This window comes from Nitrosopumilus maritimus SCM1, assembly GCF_000018465.1.
GTDB lineage: Archaea > Thermoproteota > Nitrososphaeria > Nitrososphaerales > Nitrosopumilaceae > Nitrosopumilus > Nitrosopumilus maritimus.
In genome coordinates this window covers 859,583-879,972 of record NC_010085.1, presented here as the reverse complement: position 1 = coordinate 879,972, position 20,390 = coordinate 859,583, and the positions used below count along the sequence as shown (strand labels likewise).

The window sequence follows — 20,390 nt, the reverse complement described above, 5'->3', positions numbered from 1 at the left end:
ATGCCAAACAAAGTACTTCAACGAACCTATGAGATTTTAGAAGGAACAACTAATGATAAAATCACAAAAATATTTCAATATTTTATCATAGCTTTAATTTCAGTTAATGTTCTCTTTGTAATTATTGAAACAGAAGAATCTGTTTTGGATGAATATGGTTATTTGTTCACTCCATTTGAAGTATTTTCTGTAATTGTTTTTACTTTAGAATATGCTGGAAGAATAATTGTTTGTAAATTAAACCCAAAATATCAAAACAAAAAATTTGGAATTCTACGATTTGTCTTTACTCCTATGATGCTAGTTGATTTAGCAGCCATATTGCCATTCTTCTTACCATTTGTGGTTATGGATATTAGATTCATCAGAATAATACGACTTTTGAGATTATTTAGATTGTTCAAACTCGCAAGATATTCTGACTCTATGCAGACTCTGGGTAATGTCTTTAAGGCAAAAGCAGGAGATTTGTCTGTCGCATTTTTCATCCTGTTTGTTGTTCTTATTTTTGCATCTAGCCTGATGTATCATGCAGAAAAAGATGCTCAACCAGAGATTTTCTCAAGTATTCCTGCATCTATGTGGTGGGGAATCATTACTTTAACTACAATTGGATATGGGGATACTTATCCAATAACTCTCATGGGAAAAATTGTCGGTAGTATAGTAGCTATTTTGGGAATCGCAGTATATGCTATTCCGACAGGTATCATGGCATCTGCATTTACAGAAGAATTGAGAAAAAGAAAAGAGCAGAAAAATAACACTTGTCCTCACTGTGGAAAGGATATAACACATAGTTAGGAGAAAAAACAGATTGGATGTAAGTTCTATAGAAAAATCATTTGTTACAACTAAGAACAAAAAGTGCTCTGTTGCAAAAAATGGGATGGTTGCATCTGCATTTCCTGATGCAACAAAGGCAGGAGTTGAAATGCTCAAAAAAGGAGGAAATGCAGTAGATGCTGCTTGTGCTACTGCATTGGCCTTGGGAGTGTGTGAACCTCAGGCATCCGGAATAGGCGGACAATCAATGGCTATCTTGCATGTTGATGGAAAGACATTTGCTGTTGATGGTTCAAGCAGGGCTCCTTCTTTAGCACACATATCGTTTTTTGAAAAACGCTCTCGCAGCCTCATTGGGTACAAGGCAACCACTGTGCCAAGTACTGTGGCAACATTAGGTTATCTTAATGAACGATATGGGCAATTGGATTGGTCAACCATTGTAAAACCATCAATTCGTATTGCTAAAAGAGGATATAGAATTACAAAACTACAATATGAACTGCAAGAAAAACATCTCAAAAATTTCTTTAAAGTTAAATCAAAATCTGGCGCAAAGTATTTTCTTAAAGACGGCGAAGTACCATATGAAATAGGAGATCTTTTTGTACAAGATGATTTGGCATACACTCTTGAGCAATTAGCAACATATGGTTATCGTTCATTTTACCATGGAATGATTTCTACACTAATTGACAAAGATATGAAACTAAATCGTGGATTCCTAAGAAAGGAAGACCTTGCACTAATCCCAATGCCTATTGAGAGAAAAGTGATAAGCAGAAGATATAGGGGTATTCGCGTTTATACTGTTCCTCCTCCAGGAGCTGGTTCTACAATGTTGTTGGTGTTGATGATGTTAAACAATCTTCCATCCAAGTTTCTCACTAGGACTCCAAGAGCATATCACTATGTATCTGAAACTCATCGAAAGGCATTGTTGTATAGAGAACAACGAAGATTTAACCCTGAAACATATCATCAAATTGATAAAAAAATTCACTTGAGTAGGAATTTTGCAAAAACGCTTGCAAAATCTATTAGAGATACAATTGATCCAACACTTCCATTAAAAGAATCCCTTGATACTGAAGATACAACACATCTTTCTGTAATGGACAAGGATGGAAATGCTGTGGGAATTACTCAGTCCATAGAACTGGTTTATGGCTCAAAAGCAGCAGCTGATGGTTTGGGATTTTTGTATAATAATTACATGTCTGCATATGAGTTTGATAATCCAAACCATCCATTCTATCTACGTCCAAATGCTATTCCATGGACATCTGTATGTCCTTCAATAATTTTTTACAATCATGAACCATGGATGGTATTGGGAACTCCAGGCAGTGCAAGAATATTTTCAACATTGAGTCATTTTATTTCTCGAGTAATTGATCACAATAATTCCATAGATCAAGCCATGGAAAAACCTAGAATCCATTGTACTGTTGATGGAAAAATTAGTTTGGAGGACGACGATTCGCTTGTTGAAATAATTAAACATCTCAAAAAAATGGGATATAAAATTGACATTAGAGAGCGATACTCTTTCTTTTTGGGTGCAATTCATGCTGTACTCAAACGTCAAACTGGAGATGGTTTTCAAGGAGTTGCCGAAGTCAGACGTGATGGAACAGCAGAAGGATTAAGATGAAAAAATTTCCAGTATTGCTATCCATTCCCCATGGAGGATTGAAAAAACCTGCAGAGCTTGATGGACATTTAACAATCACAAACAAAGATTTGTTTGATGATGCTGATCCTTTTGTCATAGAACTATATGACTTGGGAGACAAAGTACAACGTGTAATTAAGACCGATATTGCAAGAGCGTTTGTAGATCTTAATCGTTCCCTACAAGACATGCCTCCAGATAATCCTGATGGTTTGATAAAAAGCATGACTTGTTATGAAAAACCAATTTACATCAAAGGAAAAGAACCTAATGAGTCTCTAAGAGATTTGCTTGTTGAATTTTATTACATGCCATATCATAGAGCACTTCAAAAGAGTTTTTCAGAACTGGATTTGCAGTTATGTCTTGATTGTCATTCTATGGCATCTGTAGCACCTGGAATTTCACCTGATGGTGCCAACAAAAAAAGACCATTGTTTTGCCTTTCAAATCAGGATGGAAAAACATGTTCAGATGAAATGCTTGAACTTTTAGCTGATTGTATCTCTAGTTCATATTCAATTGATAGAAAAGAAATATCTCTAAATGACCCATTTCATGGAGGTCACATCACAAAGACATATGGAAATAACCCCTTACCATGGATTCAAATTGAGATGAACCGTTCACTATATTTGTCTCCACCCTGGTTTGATCAAGAATCTCTTTCTGTAGAAAACACACATCTTCAAAAACTAAACAAACAATTTGAAAATTCATTAGAACTTTTCTTTTCAGAAATTAGAACTCTGTAATAATTTTTCCACTTTTTAGTGTCCACTTGCAATTATTATTGAAATTATTTTAGTTGAGAATGATCTTAAATGGTAGAAATTGTAATTTCGTCAAATATTTCTTCTGCTTTTTTGATGATTTTTTTGTCATCTGCATCAGGCTCTGCTGTAATTAGTACCAAATTCTCTCCAATTGGTACACTGATTATCAACTGATTAGTTCGTCTAGATGTGATATAGTCTATAGGTCCTAGAATATCGTCTAATTCTTGTCTCATGTTAAAATCAAGTTGCATCTGCATGTAGACCATTCTTACCTTATCATCTGAAAGCAAAGGGGTAACACCTTTTTTGAATCCTCCCGCAACCAATCGTCCTAATTCACTAATCCCTCCTACGTGCCTTACTTTTTCCTCATTTGACAGTTCAACACATGCTGCATCTAATCTCTGTACGTCATTCACTGATAATATTGCCATGTTTGCTCCCTTTTTCAGATGTATATTTACCTAATCTAGTCATCATCGATACTGCCTCCCTGACCATATAGAACATGCATGGTATAGGTATCTGTTACATCGGGATGGTTTCTCAATCTTTGCACAATTTGATCTATCTTGTTTGTGTCTGTTGTAGAAATTTTTAAAAAAATATCATATTTCCCCCATATGCCATTTATCTCCACAATTTCTGGCATATCTTTGAGTTCAGATATTACTGTTGTTTCACTTCCAGTATTACATGAAATAAGAATATATGCTAACATGTTTTTATTTCACCTGTTCTCATATCTTAATCTTATCCCTGATGAATTGTTTTTTAATCTTGGATGTGCCCATTTGTACATAGCATACGTGTATGGTATTTACATTGTTTACTTTGTCTAAATACATTTTATTTTATCTCTTCTACACATTTTTGACTACACAAGTTTTCTGAAAGTGATACAAATTCTCGTCCACAATGAAAACAAACTCTACATAATCTCATTTTGTTACCTCAAAAAAAGAATAAGAGAAATCACATGTCTTGATAACATTCAAGATCATCGTCTTCATCTCCGTTGTCATAAAGTTTCCGTCTTGGCATATTTTTTATCAAACACCCCCTCTTAGGTAATCTAAGTAAAAATTATTAGAAAATCTCATTTTTATCACTTGAAACTTTCTAACAATTCTTCATCAAATTGTAAGGGAAATCTTTTTTTCTTGAAGCGATTTTCAAGTGCATCCATTATTCTGTTAAAACCGTTTCCATAAAATGGACTCATTTAGAAAACACCTCTGAAGTCTTCCCAAGTAATAACTTGTATTTTGGTTGATTCATTAGCTGAAAGTTTTTTGCTTTCTTTTACTGGTATGCTTTCAACCAGGATCTTTCGTGGCTCGAGTTGCCTAGTCTTATTGTAAGACATTGTCAAAGTTGTACTCATAAAAAGAGAAAGTCAATTTTTGGTATTAAGCCAAGATAATTTTGTCTAGATGTTGTTTCAATAAAACCAGTTATGTTGAGCCAAAAACTAGTCATCTAGTTGTCTTGATACTCATAAATAGTCAAGTAATTTTACACCTGTATGGGACTATCTTCTCCTAATCTCAACGGATTACGAGTATTTCCCCCATCCTCGTTACTTGATGGTTCACTTGGTTTCTTTGAGTTTTTTCGATATGAGACAAAATCCCTAAGAGACGAAAGTAATGTTCTCAAAGATGATTTTTTAGAACTCATTCCAAAAAGTACAAAAATTAAGAAATCTTCAAAAATCAAAAAATCTGAACTTGCAAAACAGTTTGATGAATTTTGTAAAATCTTAGACAGGACTTTATTCATCAAAAACACCAAGGATGAACTATCTGATATAAAATGGGCCCGAATAGACAATTTTTGTAAATTATTGCGATTAATTGAGAGAAGTGATGAACGAAAAATTCGTTGGGCATTATATTATATTTTTACAGCTGGCAAAACAAAAATCTCAAAACAAAATCTAAACGAGTTATTAAATAATTTTAAAATAAAAAATCTAGACAAAATTCTTGCAAAAATAATTAAAACAGAAACATTATCTGGCCTTGATGCAACATATGATGGAAAAACTTTCACTATTAACCATGATTCTGGAGATAAGGTTGTTTTACATTACTTAGCTGATGCAATAGAAGAGGCCTCAAGACGTTCTCCAGGTGAATTAGAAGAAGAGATACTAGAGTTAATTGATGAGGGTTCTTATTCTAACCAAGAAATATCTCAAGCACTATTGATTGACGAAGGACTTGTATCACGAACTATCTCCAAATTACGTGATCAAGATAAAATTGTTCTTTCAAGTTTTGGTCAACGTGGAGCTAGATATTTTACAACAAATTGTGATAACTGCCCATTTGGAACAACAAAGGCATCTTGTAGAAAAGAGGCCATATCATACATCACTTCTGCATTCATGAAAGATTTTGGATTGGACCTCTCTGCAAATGATTTTGAATCTGTTGAGACAAACCAAGCTCTACTGAAGATCAAAAGAATCGTAATGATGGCAAGAAAGGAAAAAAATACCAAACTTGAGCGTAATTTGGGTGAGAATCTAGATATTTTACTATCCAAAGTAGTTGACAAATTCACTGAAATTGAGACCCCTGATAAAAAATCTCTGAATGTACCTGAAATCAAGATGCAAGTCACCTCAAACATGTCAAAACTTCCAATGCTCTACCAACTCGGACTCAAGAAGGGGGCTAGAGGGGGAATTAATCTAATGGATGAGATACTTCATCTGGCTTCCAAATCCATCAAAAAAGAAGACAGAATTAAAATTAAAAAACATGCACTAAATGAATCCAACAATTTCTTAAAAAACATTGGTCTAGAACAAAAGAGCTCTAAATAGAATAAACTCATTTTATCTCGCAGAATAACCTCAATTTTTACAATATGTTTTTTAATAATAATTTTCAAGCATTACTGTGAAATCAATCTCCTTTCTAGTATTATTCCTAGGCTTTATTCTTGTTTCAAGTACTTTTACAACTTCAAGTTTTGCAGATGTTATTAGTCCAAGAATGCAAATGAAGTTGGATTTTACTCCTGATCAAGTTGTATGTAGTGAAAATCTTGTAAAACTAATCAAAAAAACCACTGGTGATGCATCATGTGTAAAACCAAAGACTGCTGAACGACTGTCTGAATTAGGTTGGTCAAACCCTCTCTCTGAGAAAAAAATAGAAGAGATATCTGCCAAGAAGGCAAAAAAGGGTGAACCTGCAGGAACTATCGAAAAGATTGCAACATTAAAACAATCTACCAAAGTTATCAAAGGCTCAACTGCTACAGGAGTTACTGGATATGCTTTTGTCTTTGATGCATGTGCTGATTCAAAAACAGTTAGAAATCCTGAAATTTTTGTAACCTCTGATAGTGAAACTAAATCTGTAAAACTAGGAAGTATGTTAAAAGCTAATTCTTGTTACACTAGTTCTGTAATTATCAAAGCTGCAGATCCTAATTCTATTTCTGCAACTCTATTAAACAAGGGTGGAATATCTGAAAAAATCTCTTCTCTTGAAACCCAGATTACTGATTTGAAAGAAAGAATCACTGCTGCAAAACAAAAAATTCCTCGAGATGGAGAACCAAGTCCTGAAAACTTGAGCAATATTTCAACACTTAAAAAAGAACTCAAAAGTCTTCAAGATCAACTTAGAAGATATTTGATGGTATTGTATGTGCCTCCAAATACTAAAGCAACAGAACTTGATCTTCCAAAATCCATAACTGGTCAACCTCTTGAAGGAATGAGTACAAATCTTATCTCTGTAACTGAAGCAGTTGCAAAACCTGACTCTTCAAATCCTGATTTAAAGAGATATGATGTTGTCTTTGAGGCATGCACAGGTAAAGATACTGTAAGGATTCCTGTAATTGACATTGTATCTGATTCTGCATCTACCACTGTAAAACTGATTGATAGAATTGTGCCAAATTCCTGCCAAGTTGGAATTGCAAAGATTAACGCACTTGATTCTGAGTCAATTGAACCTAAAATCAGTACTCACTCAAAAGCATCTTCTGAAGTTGAAAAATTAGAAAAGAAAATTGATAAACTACAAACAGATCTATCTGAGCAAAGAAAATCACTAAATCAACTAACCTCAAAGAAACTAGATTCTACAGGTGAAGAACAGGCAACAGAAATAGTACAAAATATTGAAAAACTACGTCTTGATCTATTAGAGAATAGAACAAAATTATACAAACTTTTGCTCCTAGTCTGATAAAAAATAATTAAACAATGTAAAATACTATACTGTGATGACTCTAACTTTCCATGAAAATAATTCTAATAGCATATTGAACAAAAATGTAACTCATACTAGAAAATTTTCTTTGATGTTTCTGGCTAGTTTTCTTGCAGTATTGTTACTTACTAGCATAGTTGCTTCAGTTCCTTTTGCCAGTGCTGAAATTGACGATGCAAATTCAGAAAAATTAGAGAAAATTGAGCAAGGTTTTAAAAAAATTCGTTCATCCATTGCAGAACAAAGAACAGATAATGTTTCTTCAATGTCCTTTGAATTTCGCACAATTGGAAATGCCTTAGTTGGTATTCAACCTACATTGTCATTAGAAGAACAAGAAAATCTGATTTCTGAGTTTAATCAATTATTGACTATGTATAAGAAACAGACTACAAAGAATGAACAAGTATCAAAGCATTTTTCTTCACATGAAAAGCAAATATTACAAAAACTTACTCAACATGCAAATAATGTAAATTCAAAATTAACAAAATCTGTTGACAAACAGAAAAAATCAGATTTTATTAAATCTGAAATTCTAAATCTAAAAGAAATTAAAGAATATCGAAAAATATTTGCTAAAATTAATCAACAAGAATACAAAGGAACAGGTTTTGCATCGAAAGTAACTGACAAAGTCTTTGCTTTGACAATAAACGAATTGATACAAAACGAAAGATGGAATATGTTAATTAAAGCACTAGAACATCAAGCAAAACTACAACCATCAAAACGAACAGATCTTTTGGAAACTAGGGATGCAATAGAATCCTTAATTAAAAAACAACAAAACAAAAACAGTCAAAACTCTAAACAAAGTTATGTTGTAAATACTCCTACTCCTACTGAGCCCTCAACTCCTACTGAGCCCTCAACTCCTACTGAGCCCTCAACTCCTACTGAGCCCTCAACTCCTACTGAGCCCTCAACTCCTACTGAGCCCTCAACTCCTACTGAGCCCTCAACTCCTACTGAGCCCTCAACTCCTACTGAGCCCTCAACTCCTACTGAGCCCTCAACTCCTACTGAGCCCTCAACTCCTACTGAGCCCTCAACCCCCTTAACTAAAGCACAGAAAAAAGCATTGAATCAACTAAACAATGCAATAAAAAATGAGCAAAAACGAGAAGTGCAATATCAAATAGCTATTGAAAAAACATTAGCTGCAAAAACAGCAGTTGATCTTGCAAAAGAAAGACTCGATAAAGCTCCTTTAGGAAGTAAAGAAGAACAAAGGGCAATCAAGGCACTTGAAAAAAGGCAAAATACTTTGCTCAAATTTGTGACTTTTGAAGAAAATAAAAAAGAAAAATTAGATATTGCTAACCAAAGAGTTCAATCTGCACAAACTCAACATGATACAGTATTCCAAATCTTGTCAACTCCTGTGCCAGATAATTTGCCCACACAAAATGCATCTGAAAATAACAATGATGAATTTGACACAAGTAATGATTCACAAAATTCTGAAATAATTAACGAACCCGTGATCTCTGATAGTGGAGACTCTGATAGTGGAGACTCTGATAGTGGAGACTCTGATAGTAATAACTAAAAACAATAAAACATTAGAAATCTCCAAAACCTATGCAGACTAGGATGATTTCTTTTGATTTCCAATCTCTTCTGTTTATCTCAATTTACATCTGAATGAATCCATTTTTGACCTAAAAGATGATGAATTTTGTTAACTATGCTCTCTGAACCGTATTTGATGTGTAAACTAATACTCAAATTTTCAAAATGCGTTGATCATTAGTTGACACCAATTGCAACACATCTGATTTATCTATCTAAAATTATCAAAACATATGAAAGCAAAATTTGCAACATCTTGTGTCTCTTGTGGTGATAAAATTCAGCCAGGAAAAGAGATCTCTAAAAACAAAGATGAAAAATGGGTCCACAAACATTGTGCTGAAGACTCTGAAGGATTACCCTAGAAATTAATATGACTCTGTTCAATTAATTTTGAATTTATTTTTGGTATCGATTAACCCTCTAGAACTATTCTTGTGGACTTTTCGTAGAAATGAAAAAGACACTGTCAATCTTTACAACACATTATCTCCCGTAATGCAACTTGCAACAGGTGGATCTATGCTTAATTTTGGGTATTGGTCTCAAGAACACTCTGAACCAATATCTGCTCAGGAAAATCTGTGCATGGTTTTTGCAGAACTTGCTGAATTATCTTCTGCAAAACATGTAGTTGATGTTGGAAGTGGGTTATCTGCTCCCTCTCATCTATGGCAACAAGAATTCCCCCATATTCTGCTATATGATGTAAACATCAACTATTCACAATTATCTTTTGGAAAAAAACAAAAAATTGAATTTCTAAACTCTTCTTCTACAAAACTCCCCTTTACAAACAACTCTGTAGACCGTGTCTTGGCATTAGAATCTGCACAGCATTTCAAACCTCTATCTGAATTTGTTTCTGAATCAAAACGGGTATTGACTGATTCTGGATTACTTGTAATTGCTATACCTATAACCCTTGGAAATTCCTCTCTCAAGGATTTGGGTATGCTGAAATTTACCTGGTCATCTGAACACTATTCTTTAGATGATGTAAAAAATACCCTCAACTCGGGCGGTTTTGAAATAAACCATGAAAAACTCATTGGAAATTCTGTATATGATCCTCTTGCAGATTATTATCTCAAAAATAGAGAAGAACTCAAAAAATCTATTTTAGAAAAATATCCAAACTATGTTGAAAACATTCTATACAAATCGATAATTAAAATGAAAACCGCCTCTGAAAAAGGGATTATTGATTATGCACTTCTAAAATGTACTCTAAAAATCTAGAAATGAGATCTTCAACCTCTGTCTTAAGTCAAATATATTCATCTGTGACTATTATTGACTAGGTTTTTATTTTTGATATCTTAAATTGAATCATATGACTAGTCCTGATGGTTTGAATCTATATGCTGAAAAATGCAAAAAATTACTAGAAGAATCTGAGATTAGATTTGCTGGAATTGTTGACAAAGATGGCCAATTGATTTCAGGTGGCTTCAAAGAAGGACTTACTCCTTATGAAGGCGATGAAACTAGGCTGCAATCATTCTTGGATTTTGTCTCAAAAGCATCTATCAGGAAAGAATATGATGAAAGTCTAGGTCCTATCAACTATTTGGCTGCAAGAAGAGACAAGGCAGTTCTTGTTAGTTTCCCATTTCCTATAACTCAAATTCTCTTGCTGATTTCTGCGGAACCTACTGCAAACATTGAAAATTTGGCTAAAAAAGTAGTTGAAATTTTTACTGATGTTTCCAAAAAAATGACAGGAACTTAGAAAAAATTCTATAATATTTTCTAGCAAATAGTTTTAATTCTGTTTATGTTTTAGAGTTTTTGAAATGAAGGCAACATTTGGCGCAGGATGTTTTTGGCATGTTGAAGATTTGCTTAGCAAAACAAAGGGAGTAAAATCTACTCAAGTAGGTTACATTGGTGGAAATTTACCAAACCCCACTTATGAAGAAGTATGCACTGATAGAACTGGACATGCTGAAGCAGTTGAAGTAGAATATGATCCTAATGAAATTTCATATGAAGAACTCTTGGATGTTTTTTGGAATAATCATAATCCCACAACACTAAATCGTCAAGGCCCTGATGTTGGAATCCAATATCGTTCTGCAATTTTTTACCATGATGAAAAGCAAAAAGAGGTTGCAGAAAAATCAAAGACTCAGTTAGATTCTTCTGGGAAATTCAATGATCCAATTGTTACTGAAATAACTCCTGCTCCTACATTTTACAAAGCAGAAGAGTATCATCAAAAATATTTCAAAAAGAATGGGTTTTGAATTACTTTACAACTGAACCTATTCCTAGGAATTCTGAGTAGGAGGGGTGAATTGAAAATACGCCTGTTATGGTTGCCACATATTGTCTAGATGGCGTAATGGCCATTTCCAAGCCTCTTTGAGGGTTATTAGAGCCATCTAGGGGAACTAGTATTTTTGAGATTTTTTCTTTATCACACATTTACATAATTGTGGTCATAAAAAACATACTTGGAGTTCATAACAGATTTTTCTAAAAAATTGTGATTTTCGATGATCGCAGAATTAACTAAAACTTATCTATTGATGGTAATTGAAGCAAAATTAGTGAATGAGAAATTTCTCCAAATTGATGGCAATAAGATTCGTTATTTAGAGTCTGGAAATTCTGATAAAACATTAGTTCTAATTCATGGGCTAGGGGCCTCTGCTGAAAGATGGGAACAAGTAATGCCTATTTTTGCAGAGCATTTTCGTGTTGTAATCCCTGATCTAATAGGCTTTGGATATAGTGACAAACCCCTTGCAGATTATACTATCGACTTTTTTTCAGATTTTCTTGGCAAATTTATGCAAACAGCGAATATTGAGTTACCTTATCTGATTGGTTCTTCTTTAGGTGGACAAATCTCTGCTGAATACACTGCTGCAAATCAAAATGATGTAGATAAACTAATTTTGGTATCTCCCTCCGGAGTAATGAAACAGTCTACTCCTGCACTCGATGCATACATTATGGCTGCACTATATCCTAATGAACAAAATGCAAAAAATGCGTTTGAACTGATGGAGGGTTCTGGTGAAAGCGTCGATCCAAAAATTGTCTCTAGTTTTATTGAAAGAATGCAAATGCCAAACGCAAAACTTGCATTCATGTCTACAATACTTGGTTTGAAAAATGCTGAAATTATTACTAAAAAACTCCAGGCAATTTCTACCCAAACTATGTTAATTTGGGGAAGTGTTGATCCTGTAATTCCAATTAATCATGCTGATGACTTTATTCAATCTCTAAGCGATTGTAGATTCATTAGGATGGATGGATGTGGTCATACCCCTTATGTGCAAGCACCTCGTTTATTTTCAGAAAAAGTTTTGGATTTTCTTAATGTAAAATAAACACCCTTATATACCAGTTAATTCCTGTAATTACCAATGAGTGGTAATACAAACCAATATGATCCAACTGCTATGTTCAAAGACTGGATTCAAAAAAGTGGACGCGCACAAGCAGAATTTATGAAAAATTTTGGTGCTTTGATGACCAATCAAACTAGTAAAACATTCAACCCACTTGACACACTCAAAGAAGTTTCAGATAACACTAGACAAGCCCAATCAAACATGATGGAAAACATGACTTCTATGCAAAACAAAAGCATGGATACCATGTTTAGCATTGGACAAATGCTTCCTTCCTTTATGAATTGGGGTGCATACAAAACTACCATCAGTAGTAATGGTAGAATTTCCATTCCAGAGGCAGAACGTAATGCCCTTGGATTAGGCGAAGGTGACTTGGTTCAAGTCATCGTTCTTCCAATAGCAAAAAAATCAAAAGCTAGGGAGGTGAAAAATTGAGTAAGAACGAACAGACACAATCAAATCCAAAAGATCTATTTTCCGTATATCAACAAAATGTAGATAAATTCTTCAACGGTATTAGAACATCAGTACCACAGTATCATCAAGCAATTACAAACGTACAACAGGAATTCATACAAGCATACGAAAACATTGCAGATTCAACCTTGACACTACAAAAAGAATTTGCAAAGAAAGCAGGTATGGCAGCAAACATTCCTGAAGCTACCATCAAAGTAATGCAAGATACAACTGAAGAAGTCGTAAAGGCTACATCAATTCAAAACCAAGTAACACTTGCAACAATTGATGCAACACAACAAAACATCAAGACCTTTAACGACAACGCAAAATCATTTGCTGAGTTAAACAGAAACATTCTACAATCTTGGATTTCTGCATTCACCACAAAGAACAACTAGTGGCGAATCAAATTTTTTAATTTTTTCTTTTTTCCTTTTATGATCTTTCAGCCAACCAACTTCCCAGCTCAGGCAAAACCTTCTTCTGAGATAGTGAACTGGCAATCATACCCACATGTCCTGTAGGGTACATTCTCAATGTTTTATCTTCACTACCTACTGCATAGTGGAGTGGCATACTACACTCAGGTGAAACCAAATGGTCTCCAACTGCCACTTGTGTGAAGATTGGCATGTCTATTTTTTTCAAATCTACTAGTTGACCCTCTACGTGCATCTTGTTTTGAATAAGCAAGTTGTCTTGATAGATGTCTTTAATCCATTGTTTGAACAATTCTCCTGGAATAGGTGGTGTATCTCCTAACCATTTTTCTACTCTGAGGAAACTGTCAACAAATTTCTTATTTTCAATATTTTTGAAGAAATTGACATACTTTTCAATGCCTTGCTCAAATGGCTTGAGAACTGAAAAAGCATAATACATGAATTCTGGAGGCATGTTTCCAATAATTTCGACCATTTTGTCTACGTCCATGTGTTTTGCAAGGTTGCTAATTACGGTGGTATCTCTCCAGCCATCAATTACAGGTGCAGTTGCAATGTAATTTTTGACACTTTCTGGATGTAATGACGCATATGTTGTGGCAATTGTTGCTCCTGTACAATATCCTTGCAATGAGATCTTTTCAGTGGATGATTCATTTTTGATGTATTCTACATATGCATCCAAATACCCGTTTACATAATCATCAAAATCAAGATACTTGTCCATACTTGTTGGTGTTCCCCAATCAAGCATATACACATCAAATCCTTGTTGAAGTAAATTTCGAACCCAACTCTTTTCAGGTTGTATATCTAAAATATGAAATCTGTTAATCAATGCGTATGAAATCAATAAAGGAGTCTTGTGTTGTTTTTCTGTAATTGGTTTGTAATGCAATAGACGTGTTTTGTCCATTTGTTGGACTATATCGTGTGGAGTGACCTCTAAACTAATTTCATCTGGTGCCGCCACCAACTTTGGAGCTTCAATTACGTTTTTACTAAATTTTAAAATCTCTTCAATAATTTTTGGATCTACTTTTGATTCACTTTGCATTGTTTTTCATCTCCTTTTTCTTTAACTCTAATTCTAATTTTGCAACTCTTTTTTTCAATGAATGCATCTCTTTGTACACTTCATCAATTTCTTCTTTGCTTGGAAGATTAACTGATTGCAATACTACATTTGCAATATTGTTCCAATGCTTTGTTAATTCTAATTCTTTTGAAACTAATTTTCCATAATTTTCTCCAAATTTTTCAGAGTCAAATAATTCTGTAAAATCATTATCAAATATGTCAATCCAAATTCTTTTGACTGCCTCTATTTGTTCAATATCTTGAGGAATTTCAGGTGCTTTTAGATTGACTTTTTTCTGTGAATCTATCCAAGTGTCTGTAAGTTGTTTATAGTATTCAGTTAGGTGTTTGTTAAACTCCATCAAATCTTCGTTGATTTCAATGAGTTCAGTTGATATCTTCTTTGAATTAGCTGCAAATGCTCTCATTGGACCAATTGATGCTAATGCCTGTGGTTTACTTGACATTAAATGTACAATATCTGTCCAGAATAGTGAAAGATGCTTGTAGTAATCTGTAATGTCTTTACCTGATTCTGATTGCATAGACACCTATTGAAACAGATCGCAATAAATAGTTCGCTTGTAAAATTAAACAAATGGGAAACATCGAAGAACTTGAGAAACTCTGCAAAAAGATAACTAAATTGGACCCAAAGATGCGTTCTGCTAGGCTCATCAACAGTAGAGGTCATTTGATGGCAGGTGGCATGAAGGAGGGATTGTTGTCCCTTGAGGCACAAAAACAAGATGAAATGATGTTTATGGAATTGGCATTACGTGTTCGAATGAGACATGAATTTGATAAAGAATTTGGTGTAGTTCATTTCTCAATGTCTTATCGTGATAAGGTAATCGTCATGAGTTTTCCATTATCCAATGATGATGTTTTACTAGTCTCTTGTGAAAAAGACATCAACTTTGGAAAAATCCCATTTAAGATTCTCAAACTTATTGAACCATTGAAAAATTCTCCAATGAAGACCTTCTAAACATAACAACTTAATTCGACTCATTCTGGTTTTACTATGTTGTCTCAGGATGTAGATTGGTCTGAAATAGAATCTATTGTTAAAAGACTCTCAAACAAAATCGCAAAATTACCTAGAACCTTTTCTAGTATCACTACTGTTAGTAGAGGTGGATTGGTCCCTGCGCGTTTGATTGCAGACAATCTTGGAATAAAGAAAATCTTTGTAGATAAAAGAAAAATTGATTCAAATTCTTTGTTTGTTGATGATATTTACGACACTGGAGATACGTTTAATGAAATTATCCAACTAGTTGACATTCCATCAAAACTAGTCTTTGTAACATTATTTGCAAGACGTGGGCAAAAATATCCTAAACAATTACTGTATGGTAAAAAAACAAACAACAATGCATATGTAGTGTTTCCTTGGGATAAATTAGAGTTTGAACGTTCTCAGAAATGATTTTAATCGTTAATCATCTTTCTTAATCCTGCACATCTGTTTCTGATAGTAACCTCAGTTACTCCAGATGCTATGGATATGTCCTTTTGAGATTTTACCTCTCCTGTACTGATACATGCAAGATAAAGTGCTGCAGCAGCTATTCCCATTGGATCTTTTCCTGCCACTACTCCCATCTTCTTTGCTTCATTAAGAATTGCAATTGCTTTACGTTTACTTTTCTCACTAAGCTCTGCAATGCTTGCAATTCTTGAAACTCCTTTTACAGGATCAACTACTGGCATTTTTAGTTCTAGTTCTCTGAAAATTAATCTATAACATCTGGCAACATCTTTTCTTCTAATGTTGATTCCTTTTGCAACATCATCTAGTGTTCTTGGAGTTTCTGTATTTCTACAAGATGCATAAAGACATGCTGCAACTAATCCTTGAATTGAACGACCTCTGACTAGTTTCTTCTCCATTGCTTTTCTGTAAATGTAAGCTGCTTTTTCAATTACTGCATCAGTTAATGCAAGTTTGTCTTTTAGTTTGTCCATTTCATTGAGTGCTTGTCTCAGATTTCTGTCTGCTGAAGAATGTGCTTGACTTCTACTGTCCCAAGTTCGTAGTCTTTCAATTGAACTTTTGACACTTGCAGATAGTGGTTTTCCTGTTGAATCTTTGTTGGCTGCACCAATTACTGTTGATAATCCCATATCATGCATTGTAAGTGATGTTCCTGCACCTGTTCTGGCTTTGTTTCCTTCATCATTTGAGAAAGAACGCCATTCAGCACCTGTGTCTGCAATTTTATCTGATACTACAAATCCACATTTTCCACAAAATAATTCTCCGGTGTTCTCATCTGTAATCATTTTCTTATCGCCACAGGCTGGACATTTTGATCCTGTGACCATTTGATTTCTAAGCATAATTACTTGGATTTCAGCAATTGCCTTATTATCCATTTTACCTAATTTCTACCGGTTATTTGTGTGTAGGTTAAGCTAACTGAGATTTTTTTTGAAAAATTTTGAAAATTAACTTAGCAAACAATATGCGTATGAAGGATTGAATGATGGATACATTATACTTGTTCTATCCTCGACATGTTTCAAACCTATAGAATGACCTAACTCATGTGTCATGATTGTTCTTACACTATCTACATCATACAATTGAAAACTTCCATCACAATTGAAATCACCTAATGCTACTTCGACAATTCCTTTACCAAGATGTGCATGTCCTAAAACCCCTTCACCAAGGTTTCGAACTACCCATGTTACCCAAACATTTGCTTCATGCTTCAAGTTTGTTACCTCGAATTTTATTTTTAATTTTTGATTATTAACTGACAATTCTTGTTGTTCCCAAAATGCAAATGAGTCAGTTAATGTGCTGACGTGATCTAGTGGCAATCCAGAGGGTTGCTCATTAATGTACACTTTGTAATATACAATGTATGTGTCATCAATAATTTCGTATGTGGGATCTGGGAATTTACTAGATGCTTTCTTTACTTCTTCTTCAAAATTCCATTTTACATAATCTCTGAGAAATTTTTTGATTACATCTTGACTAGGGTTTGGAAATTCTATGTAACGCTTTTCTTTTGATATGTTGTTTGAAATGTCTCTTAGATATCTTTCAAACAGATAAAATTCATGATCTAACTCCTCTTGTGTTTTTTGTGTTGCTTCTTCAACTTTGATTATGATTAATCCTTTTTCTATCATGTATTGTATTCCTTGAACAAATGCATCATCGTCAATTTCTCCATCTGCCCACCACCCTGCATTGTTCTTTATCCACTCTGGGATTTTTTCTTCAGAAACTTCTTGTGTCTCGACTGGAGGAATTTCAATAATTTTATTATTAATCATAAACATTAATGCTGAAACAAACTCTGCATCATCAATACTATTTGTTGACCACCATTTTGCTATCGGTTTTACCCAATCTGGAATGGATGCGGTTGTTTTTCCGTCTAACCCATCAGGCTTTTCTGTAGGTGTGTATGGATATTTCGTAATTACATTATTGATAAATTCCATGTAATTTTGTATGACTATGCTATTTGGCTTTTCTTTGAGTGCCTTTTCAAAATATGATGTTGCCTCTTGATATTCACCTAAATATCCTAACCCTACACCCATTCCAGCTAATGATATGACATCATTTGGTCGGTGTTGTAAAACTGTAAAGAATTGTTCTAGCGATTTTTTATGATCCCCTTGATTACTCTGAGCTATTCCTTTCATTTTTAATGTGGAAATGTTGTTTGGCGCAATCTCTAGTATGTCATCATAAATTGATATTGCTTCCTTGTACTCGCCATTGTGAAACAATTCTGTTGCTTGATTAAACATCACTTCAGGTTCTTGATTAATTTGAGCAAACGAAATTCCTGTAAAACTTTGTGTACAAAGTATGATAATTGCTAAAAGACAAGAAATTTTTTTAAAATTACTTAGCATGTTTAATGACAGATTCGTGGTTTATTTCTATTTTCTACTAATTTGTACGCATGTTAATTCTATTGTTTTTCTAACCTTGGAAAATCTTTAATTTATTCGGGATATGTCTTTTGATATTGGAAAAAGTTGGAGTTGGCAACATCATTTATGATCTACGCAAAAAAATACAACAGGCAGAAGCAGATTTAGCACAACTAAGCGATCCTGTATCTGATATTCCTGAACTAGTTGAGACTGCAAATCTCATAAGATCTAATGAATATCTTCAAAAAACAAATCTTAAACAAACTGAACTTCTTGCAATATATCAAAAATATTCTGATGCATTAGAAGAATTGCTTTCTACGGTGTTTGAAATACAAAATGATCTTAAAGAAATTGTAAAGGAACAATCCTCTCTACTTTCAAAACCAAAACGAACTCCTGCAAAACGAATTTCTACAAAACGAAAAACAAAAACTACAAAAAAATAACTATTTTGATACGTGAATAATATCTCCTGCTATCACTCTGTTTGTATCCTTGTTGTCAGATACAACCAGTGCTCCATCGTCATCAATCCTAATTGCTTTTCCCTTAATTTCCCCATCAACTGTGTTTAGTTTTACATTTTTTCCAATCGTTGATGACCTTTTTGTCCATTCTGAAATGATTTTTTTTGTTTGTTTTGTATCTAGCAATTTGTAAATTTTTTCTAATTCTACCAAAAACGATTGGACCAATTCTACTGGTCTGATTTTTATTTTTTTCTCATTAAGTGATGCAACTCCGTAAAAATTTGGTGTTCCTTTGAGATTTTTCTCAATCTGTTTCACATCTACATCAAAATTAATCCCTACACCCAACACTAGATTCTCAATTTTGTTTGATTCTAATGATACATCAACTAGCATCCCTGCTAATTTTTTACCTTTGATTGTAATGTCATTTGGCCATTTTAGTTCTGGAGAAATCTTGAATGTCTTTTCAAGTGCAATTGATAATGCTAATGCCGATGCAATTGGAAATAATGTTGTTATTGATATGTCAAATCTTGGATGTAATATGATAGAAAACCATATCCCTCCTTTTGGCGAAACCCATTTTCTACCAGATCTCCCTCTCCCACCAGTTTGTTTTTCTGCTACTATTATCGCACCATTGTTTTCTGGTTCTATTGCCATCTTTAATGCCTGATTTTGCGTTGAATCAGTTGAATCAAAGTAAAATGCATGCTGACCAAGTGTTTTTGTTTTCAAACCTGAAGTAATTTCCCAAGGAAGTAAAGCATCCGAATTTTTTGTTAATTTGTATCCTAGTTTTTGTTTTGACTCTACTGTATATCCTAACTCTTGAATTTTTTTGATATGTTTCCATACTGCAACTCTGCTAATTCTTAACACATCACTCAAATCTTGTCCAGAAAGATATTCTGTATTGTGAGTTTGCAAAAATGTAAGAACTTTGACTAGTCCTGGATTATCAAACGAATTGTAAATCAATTGTAGTTTGTTTTTGTTTCAAGTATAAAATTTACACTAGAAACCAATGTCGATGTCAAAACCGCCATCATCCATGCCTCCGCCGTCCATGCCGCCATCATCCATTCCTCCATCGGCACCATCTGGCATACTCTCAGCTGGGACATAATCTCCCATACTAGCTCCAATCATGCTAAACATCATGCTAAACATCATGATATCCATGACACCAAAAAACATCATCATTGGAAAAAATGATCTGTTGTCATCCATGAATCCCTGAAGCTTTTTCTTATCTCCACTTTGATACAATGCTTGCATTTGACTCCATTTTTCTTTAACTTCGTGTAATCTTTGGTCTAATTCGTTTGAGCCTTTTTCTGTAACACTCAATTCAATTTTTTTGCCTAGCCACCCTTTCTTTTCTTCTACCTTGATGAATCCTCTTTCTTCTAATTTTTCTAAAATTTCATTGAGCTCTTCAGGTTTGATTTGAGTTGATCTTTGAATTTTATCAAATTTTCTCTCTCCTCTTCTGATTGCTCCTAAAACAATAATGTCCTTTGCCTCTTCTTCCATGTGTTTTGTTTTTGTCTCCCACTA

At 33.9% G+C, this 20,390-nt stretch carries 25 protein-coding genes; 16 read left to right on the top strand and 9 right to left on the bottom strand.

Going from position 1 to position 20,390, the window contains the following annotated elements; translation table 11 throughout:
• The 3 genes from NMAR_RS05380 to NMAR_RS05370 are packed head-to-tail and all read left to right on the top strand — an operon-like array spanning window position 1 to window position 3,219.
• Complete coding sequence (locus NMAR_RS05380; RefSeq protein ID WP_012215388.1) at window positions 1–804, top strand: ion transporter; 804 nt, start codon at window positions 1–3, stop codon at window positions 802–804.
• A 13-nt stretch (window positions 805–817) separates the two neighbouring features.
• Entirely contained in the window at window positions 818–2,443 is a 1,626-nt protein-coding gene (locus NMAR_RS05375; protein ID WP_012215387.1) for a gamma-glutamyltransferase family protein, read from the top strand.
• Window positions 2,440–3,219: an N-formylglutamate amidohydrolase gene (locus tag NMAR_RS05370; RefSeq protein WP_012215386.1), complete on the top strand. Its 780-nt coding sequence runs from the start codon at window positions 2,440–2,442 to the stop codon at window positions 3,217–3,219. Before NMAR_RS05375 ends, NMAR_RS05370 begins: the two co-directional genes overlap by 4 nt.
• A 65-nt stretch (window positions 3,220–3,284) precedes the next feature.
• Here the strand turns inward: NMAR_RS05370 and NMAR_RS05365 are convergent, their stop codons facing one another.
• The 3 genes from NMAR_RS05365 to NMAR_RS09750 form a co-directional block, all read right to left on the bottom strand.
• Window positions 3,285–3,677, bottom strand: coding sequence for a DUF6659 family protein (locus tag NMAR_RS05365; protein WP_012215385.1), 393 nt, complete (start codon window positions 3,675–3,677; stop codon window positions 3,285–3,287).
• Window positions 3,678–3,712: 35 nt separating this feature from the next.
• Window positions 3,713–3,964: an Lrp/AsnC ligand binding domain-containing protein gene (locus tag NMAR_RS05360; protein ID WP_012215384.1), complete on the bottom strand. Its 252-nt coding sequence runs from the start codon at window positions 3,962–3,964 to the stop codon at window positions 3,713–3,715.
• Window positions 3,965–4,468: 504 nt separating this feature from the next.
• A complete protein-coding gene (locus NMAR_RS09750) occupies window positions 4,469–4,630 on the bottom strand; it encodes a hypothetical protein (RefSeq protein ID WP_187146510.1) in 162 nt (53 codons plus the stop codon).
• Between the two features lie 141 nt (window positions 4,631–4,771).
• Here NMAR_RS09750 and NMAR_RS05355 point away from each other — a divergent pair, with 141 nt between their 5' ends.
• The 10 genes from NMAR_RS05355 to NMAR_RS05310 all read left to right on the top strand — a co-directional run bounded on the left by NMAR_RS05355 (window position 4,772) and on the right by NMAR_RS05310 (window position 13,305).
• Window positions 4,772–6,082 carry a hypothetical protein gene (locus tag NMAR_RS05355; protein WP_012215383.1) on the top strand — a complete coding sequence of 437 codons (1,311 nt, stop codon included), beginning with the start codon at window positions 4,772–4,774 and terminating at the stop codon, window positions 6,080–6,082.
• Between the two features lie 76 nt (window positions 6,083–6,158).
• The gene (locus NMAR_RS05350; RefSeq protein ID WP_238523156.1) at window positions 6,159–7,466 is read left to right on the top strand and encodes a hypothetical protein; all 1,308 of its coding nucleotides are present in this window, start codon (window positions 6,159–6,161) and stop codon (window positions 7,464–7,466) included.
• A 37-nt stretch (window positions 7,467–7,503) separates the two neighbouring features.
• A complete protein-coding gene (locus tag NMAR_RS09950; protein ID WP_012215381.1) occupies window positions 7,504–9,045 on the top strand; it encodes a hypothetical protein in 1,542 nt (513 codons plus the stop codon).
• A 256-nt stretch (window positions 9,046–9,301) separates the two neighbouring features.
• Complete coding sequence (locus NMAR_RS10015; protein ID WP_255430772.1) at window positions 9,302–9,433, top strand: hypothetical protein; 132 nt, start codon at window positions 9,302–9,304, stop codon at window positions 9,431–9,433.
• A 28-nt stretch (window positions 9,434–9,461) separates the two neighbouring features.
• Window positions 9,462–10,310 carry a class I SAM-dependent methyltransferase gene (locus NMAR_RS05340; protein WP_012215380.1) on the top strand — a complete coding sequence of 283 codons (849 nt, stop codon included), beginning with the start codon at window positions 9,462–9,464 and terminating at the stop codon, window positions 10,308–10,310.
• Window positions 10,311–10,404: 94 nt separating this feature from the next.
• Window positions 10,405–10,803 (top strand): DUF6659 family protein, encoded by a 399-nt coding sequence (locus NMAR_RS05335; RefSeq protein ID WP_012215379.1) that lies wholly within the window; start codon window positions 10,405–10,407, stop codon window positions 10,801–10,803.
• 64 nt (window positions 10,804–10,867) lie between these two features.
• A complete protein-coding gene (msrA, locus tag NMAR_RS05330) occupies window positions 10,868–11,320 on the top strand; it encodes a peptide-methionine (S)-S-oxide reductase MsrA (protein ID WP_012215378.1) in 453 nt (150 codons plus the stop codon).
• A gap of 252 nt (window positions 11,321–11,572) precedes the next feature.
• Complete coding sequence (locus NMAR_RS05320) at window positions 11,573–12,418, top strand: alpha/beta fold hydrolase (RefSeq protein ID WP_012215377.1); 846 nt, start codon at window positions 11,573–11,575, stop codon at window positions 12,416–12,418.
• A gap of 36 nt (window positions 12,419–12,454) precedes the next feature.
• The gene (locus tag NMAR_RS05315; RefSeq protein ID WP_012215376.1) at window positions 12,455–12,880 is read left to right on the top strand and encodes an AbrB/MazE/SpoVT family DNA-binding domain-containing protein; all 426 of its coding nucleotides are present in this window, start codon (window positions 12,455–12,457) and stop codon (window positions 12,878–12,880) included.
• The gene (locus tag NMAR_RS05310) at window positions 12,877–13,305 is read left to right on the top strand and encodes a hypothetical protein (protein ID WP_012215375.1); all 429 of its coding nucleotides are present in this window, start codon (window positions 12,877–12,879) and stop codon (window positions 13,303–13,305) included. The genes NMAR_RS05315 and NMAR_RS05310 overlap by 4 nt, the downstream gene beginning before the upstream one ends.
• Window positions 13,306–13,342: 37 nt before the next feature.
• Here NMAR_RS05310 and phaC read toward each other — a convergent pair whose 3' ends face one another.
• On the bottom strand, window positions 13,343–14,407 hold the full coding sequence (phaC, locus tag NMAR_RS05305) for a class III poly(R)-hydroxyalkanoic acid synthase subunit PhaC (protein WP_012215374.1): 1,065 nt from the start codon (window positions 14,405–14,407) through the stop codon (window positions 13,343–13,345).
• The gene (locus NMAR_RS05300; protein ID WP_012215373.1) at window positions 14,397–14,975 is read right to left on the bottom strand and encodes a poly(R)-hydroxyalkanoic acid synthase subunit PhaE; all 579 of its coding nucleotides are present in this window, start codon (window positions 14,973–14,975) and stop codon (window positions 14,397–14,399) included. Before NMAR_RS05300 ends, phaC begins: the two co-directional genes overlap by 11 nt.
• Window positions 14,976–15,028: 53 nt before the next feature.
• On the opposite strand from NMAR_RS05300, the gene NMAR_RS05295 reads away from it, so the two are divergent.
• A complete protein-coding gene (locus NMAR_RS05295; protein ID WP_012215372.1) occupies window positions 15,029–15,421 on the top strand; it encodes a DUF6659 family protein in 393 nt (130 codons plus the stop codon).
• Between the two features lie 36 nt (window positions 15,422–15,457).
• The gene (locus NMAR_RS05290) at window positions 15,458–15,865 is read left to right on the top strand and encodes a phosphoribosyltransferase (protein WP_012215371.1); all 408 of its coding nucleotides are present in this window, start codon (window positions 15,458–15,460) and stop codon (window positions 15,863–15,865) included.
• Between the two features lie 2 nt (window positions 15,866–15,867).
• Here NMAR_RS05290 and NMAR_RS05285 read toward each other — a convergent pair whose 3' ends face one another.
• Together NMAR_RS05285 and NMAR_RS05280 are read right to left on the bottom strand one after the other, a co-directional pair.
• On the bottom strand, window positions 15,868–16,779 hold the full coding sequence (locus tag NMAR_RS05285; RefSeq protein ID WP_148680318.1) for a transcription initiation factor IIB: 912 nt from the start codon (window positions 16,777–16,779) through the stop codon (window positions 15,868–15,870).
• 108 nt (window positions 16,780–16,887) lie between these two features.
• The gene (locus tag NMAR_RS05280; protein ID WP_012215369.1) at window positions 16,888–18,327 is read right to left on the bottom strand and encodes a M57 family metalloprotease; all 1,440 of its coding nucleotides are present in this window, start codon (window positions 18,325–18,327) and stop codon (window positions 16,888–16,890) included.
• Between the two features lie 116 nt (window positions 18,328–18,443).
• Between NMAR_RS05280 and NMAR_RS05275 the strand changes: the two genes are divergently transcribed.
• Window positions 18,444–18,800, top strand: coding sequence for a hypothetical protein (locus tag NMAR_RS05275; RefSeq protein ID WP_148680118.1), 357 nt, complete (start codon window positions 18,444–18,446; stop codon window positions 18,798–18,800).
• On the opposite strand, the gene NMAR_RS05270 is transcribed toward NMAR_RS05275, so the two are convergent.
• Window positions 18,801–19,808: a biotin--[acetyl-CoA-carboxylase] ligase gene (locus tag NMAR_RS05270; protein WP_012215367.1), complete on the bottom strand. Its 1,008-nt coding sequence runs from the start codon at window positions 19,806–19,808 to the stop codon at window positions 18,801–18,803.
• Between the two features lie 36 nt (window positions 19,809–19,844).
• The gene (locus NMAR_RS05265; RefSeq protein ID WP_012215366.1) at window positions 19,845–20,366 is read right to left on the bottom strand and encodes a hypothetical protein; all 522 of its coding nucleotides are present in this window, start codon (window positions 20,364–20,366) and stop codon (window positions 19,845–19,847) included.
• Between the last annotated feature and the right edge of the window lie 24 nt (window positions 20,367–20,390).

Excerpts from the sequence above, each read along its gene's own strand:
- NMAR_RS05265 (WP_012215366.1), bottom strand. The coding sequence starts at position 20,366 with ATGGAAGAAGAGGCAAAGGACATTATTGTTTTAGGAGCAATCAGAAGA.
- NMAR_RS09750 (WP_187146510.1), bottom strand. The coding sequence starts at position 4,630 with ATGAGTACAACTTTGACAATGTCTTACAATAAGACTAGGCAACTCGAG.
- NMAR_RS05335 (WP_012215379.1), top strand. The coding sequence starts at position 10,405 with ATGACTAGTCCTGATGGTTTGAATCTATATGCTGAAAAATGCAAAAAA.
- NMAR_RS05370 (WP_012215386.1), top strand. The coding sequence starts at position 2,440 with ATGAAAAAATTTCCAGTATTGCTATCCATTCCCCATGGAGGATTGAAA.
- NMAR_RS05315 (WP_012215376.1), top strand. The coding sequence starts at position 12,455 with ATGAGTGGTAATACAAACCAATATGATCCAACTGCTATGTTCAAAGAC.
- NMAR_RS05300 (WP_012215373.1), bottom strand. The coding sequence starts at position 14,975 with ATGCAATCAGAATCAGGTAAAGACATTACAGATTACTACAAGCATCTT.
- NMAR_RS05320 (WP_012215377.1), top strand. The coding sequence starts at position 11,573 with ATGATCGCAGAATTAACTAAAACTTATCTATTGATGGTAATTGAAGCA.
- NMAR_RS05280 (WP_012215369.1), bottom strand. The coding sequence starts at position 18,327 with ATGCTAAGTAATTTTAAAAAAATTTCTTGTCTTTTAGCAATTATCATA.
- msrA (WP_012215378.1), top strand. The coding sequence starts at position 10,868 with ATGAAGGCAACATTTGGCGCAGGATGTTTTTGGCATGTTGAAGATTTG.
- NMAR_RS05290 (WP_012215371.1), top strand. The coding sequence starts at position 15,458 with ATGTTGTCTCAGGATGTAGATTGGTCTGAAATAGAATCTATTGTTAAA.
- NMAR_RS05360 (WP_012215384.1), bottom strand. The coding sequence starts at position 3,964 with ATGTTAGCATATATTCTTATTTCATGTAATACTGGAAGTGAAACAACA.
- NMAR_RS05355 (WP_012215383.1), top strand. The coding sequence starts at position 4,772 with ATGGGACTATCTTCTCCTAATCTCAACGGATTACGAGTATTTCCCCCA.
- NMAR_RS05285 (WP_148680318.1), bottom strand. The coding sequence starts at position 16,779 with ATGCTTAGAAATCAAATGGTCACAGGATCAAAATGTCCAGCCTGTGGC.
- phaC (WP_012215374.1), bottom strand. The coding sequence starts at position 14,407 with ATGCAAAGTGAATCAAAAGTAGATCCAAAAATTATTGAAGAGATTTTA.
- NMAR_RS05365 (WP_012215385.1), bottom strand. The coding sequence starts at position 3,677 with ATGGCAATATTATCAGTGAATGACGTACAGAGATTAGATGCAGCATGT.
- NMAR_RS10015 (WP_255430772.1), top strand. The coding sequence starts at position 9,302 with ATGAAAGCAAAATTTGCAACATCTTGTGTCTCTTGTGGTGATAAAATT.
- NMAR_RS05380 (WP_012215388.1), top strand. The coding sequence starts at position 1 with ATGCCAAACAAAGTACTTCAACGAACCTATGAGATTTTAGAAGGAACA.
- NMAR_RS09950 (WP_012215381.1), top strand. The coding sequence starts at position 7,504 with ATGACTCTAACTTTCCATGAAAATAATTCTAATAGCATATTGAACAAA.
- NMAR_RS05295 (WP_012215372.1), top strand. The coding sequence starts at position 15,029 with ATGGGAAACATCGAAGAACTTGAGAAACTCTGCAAAAAGATAACTAAA.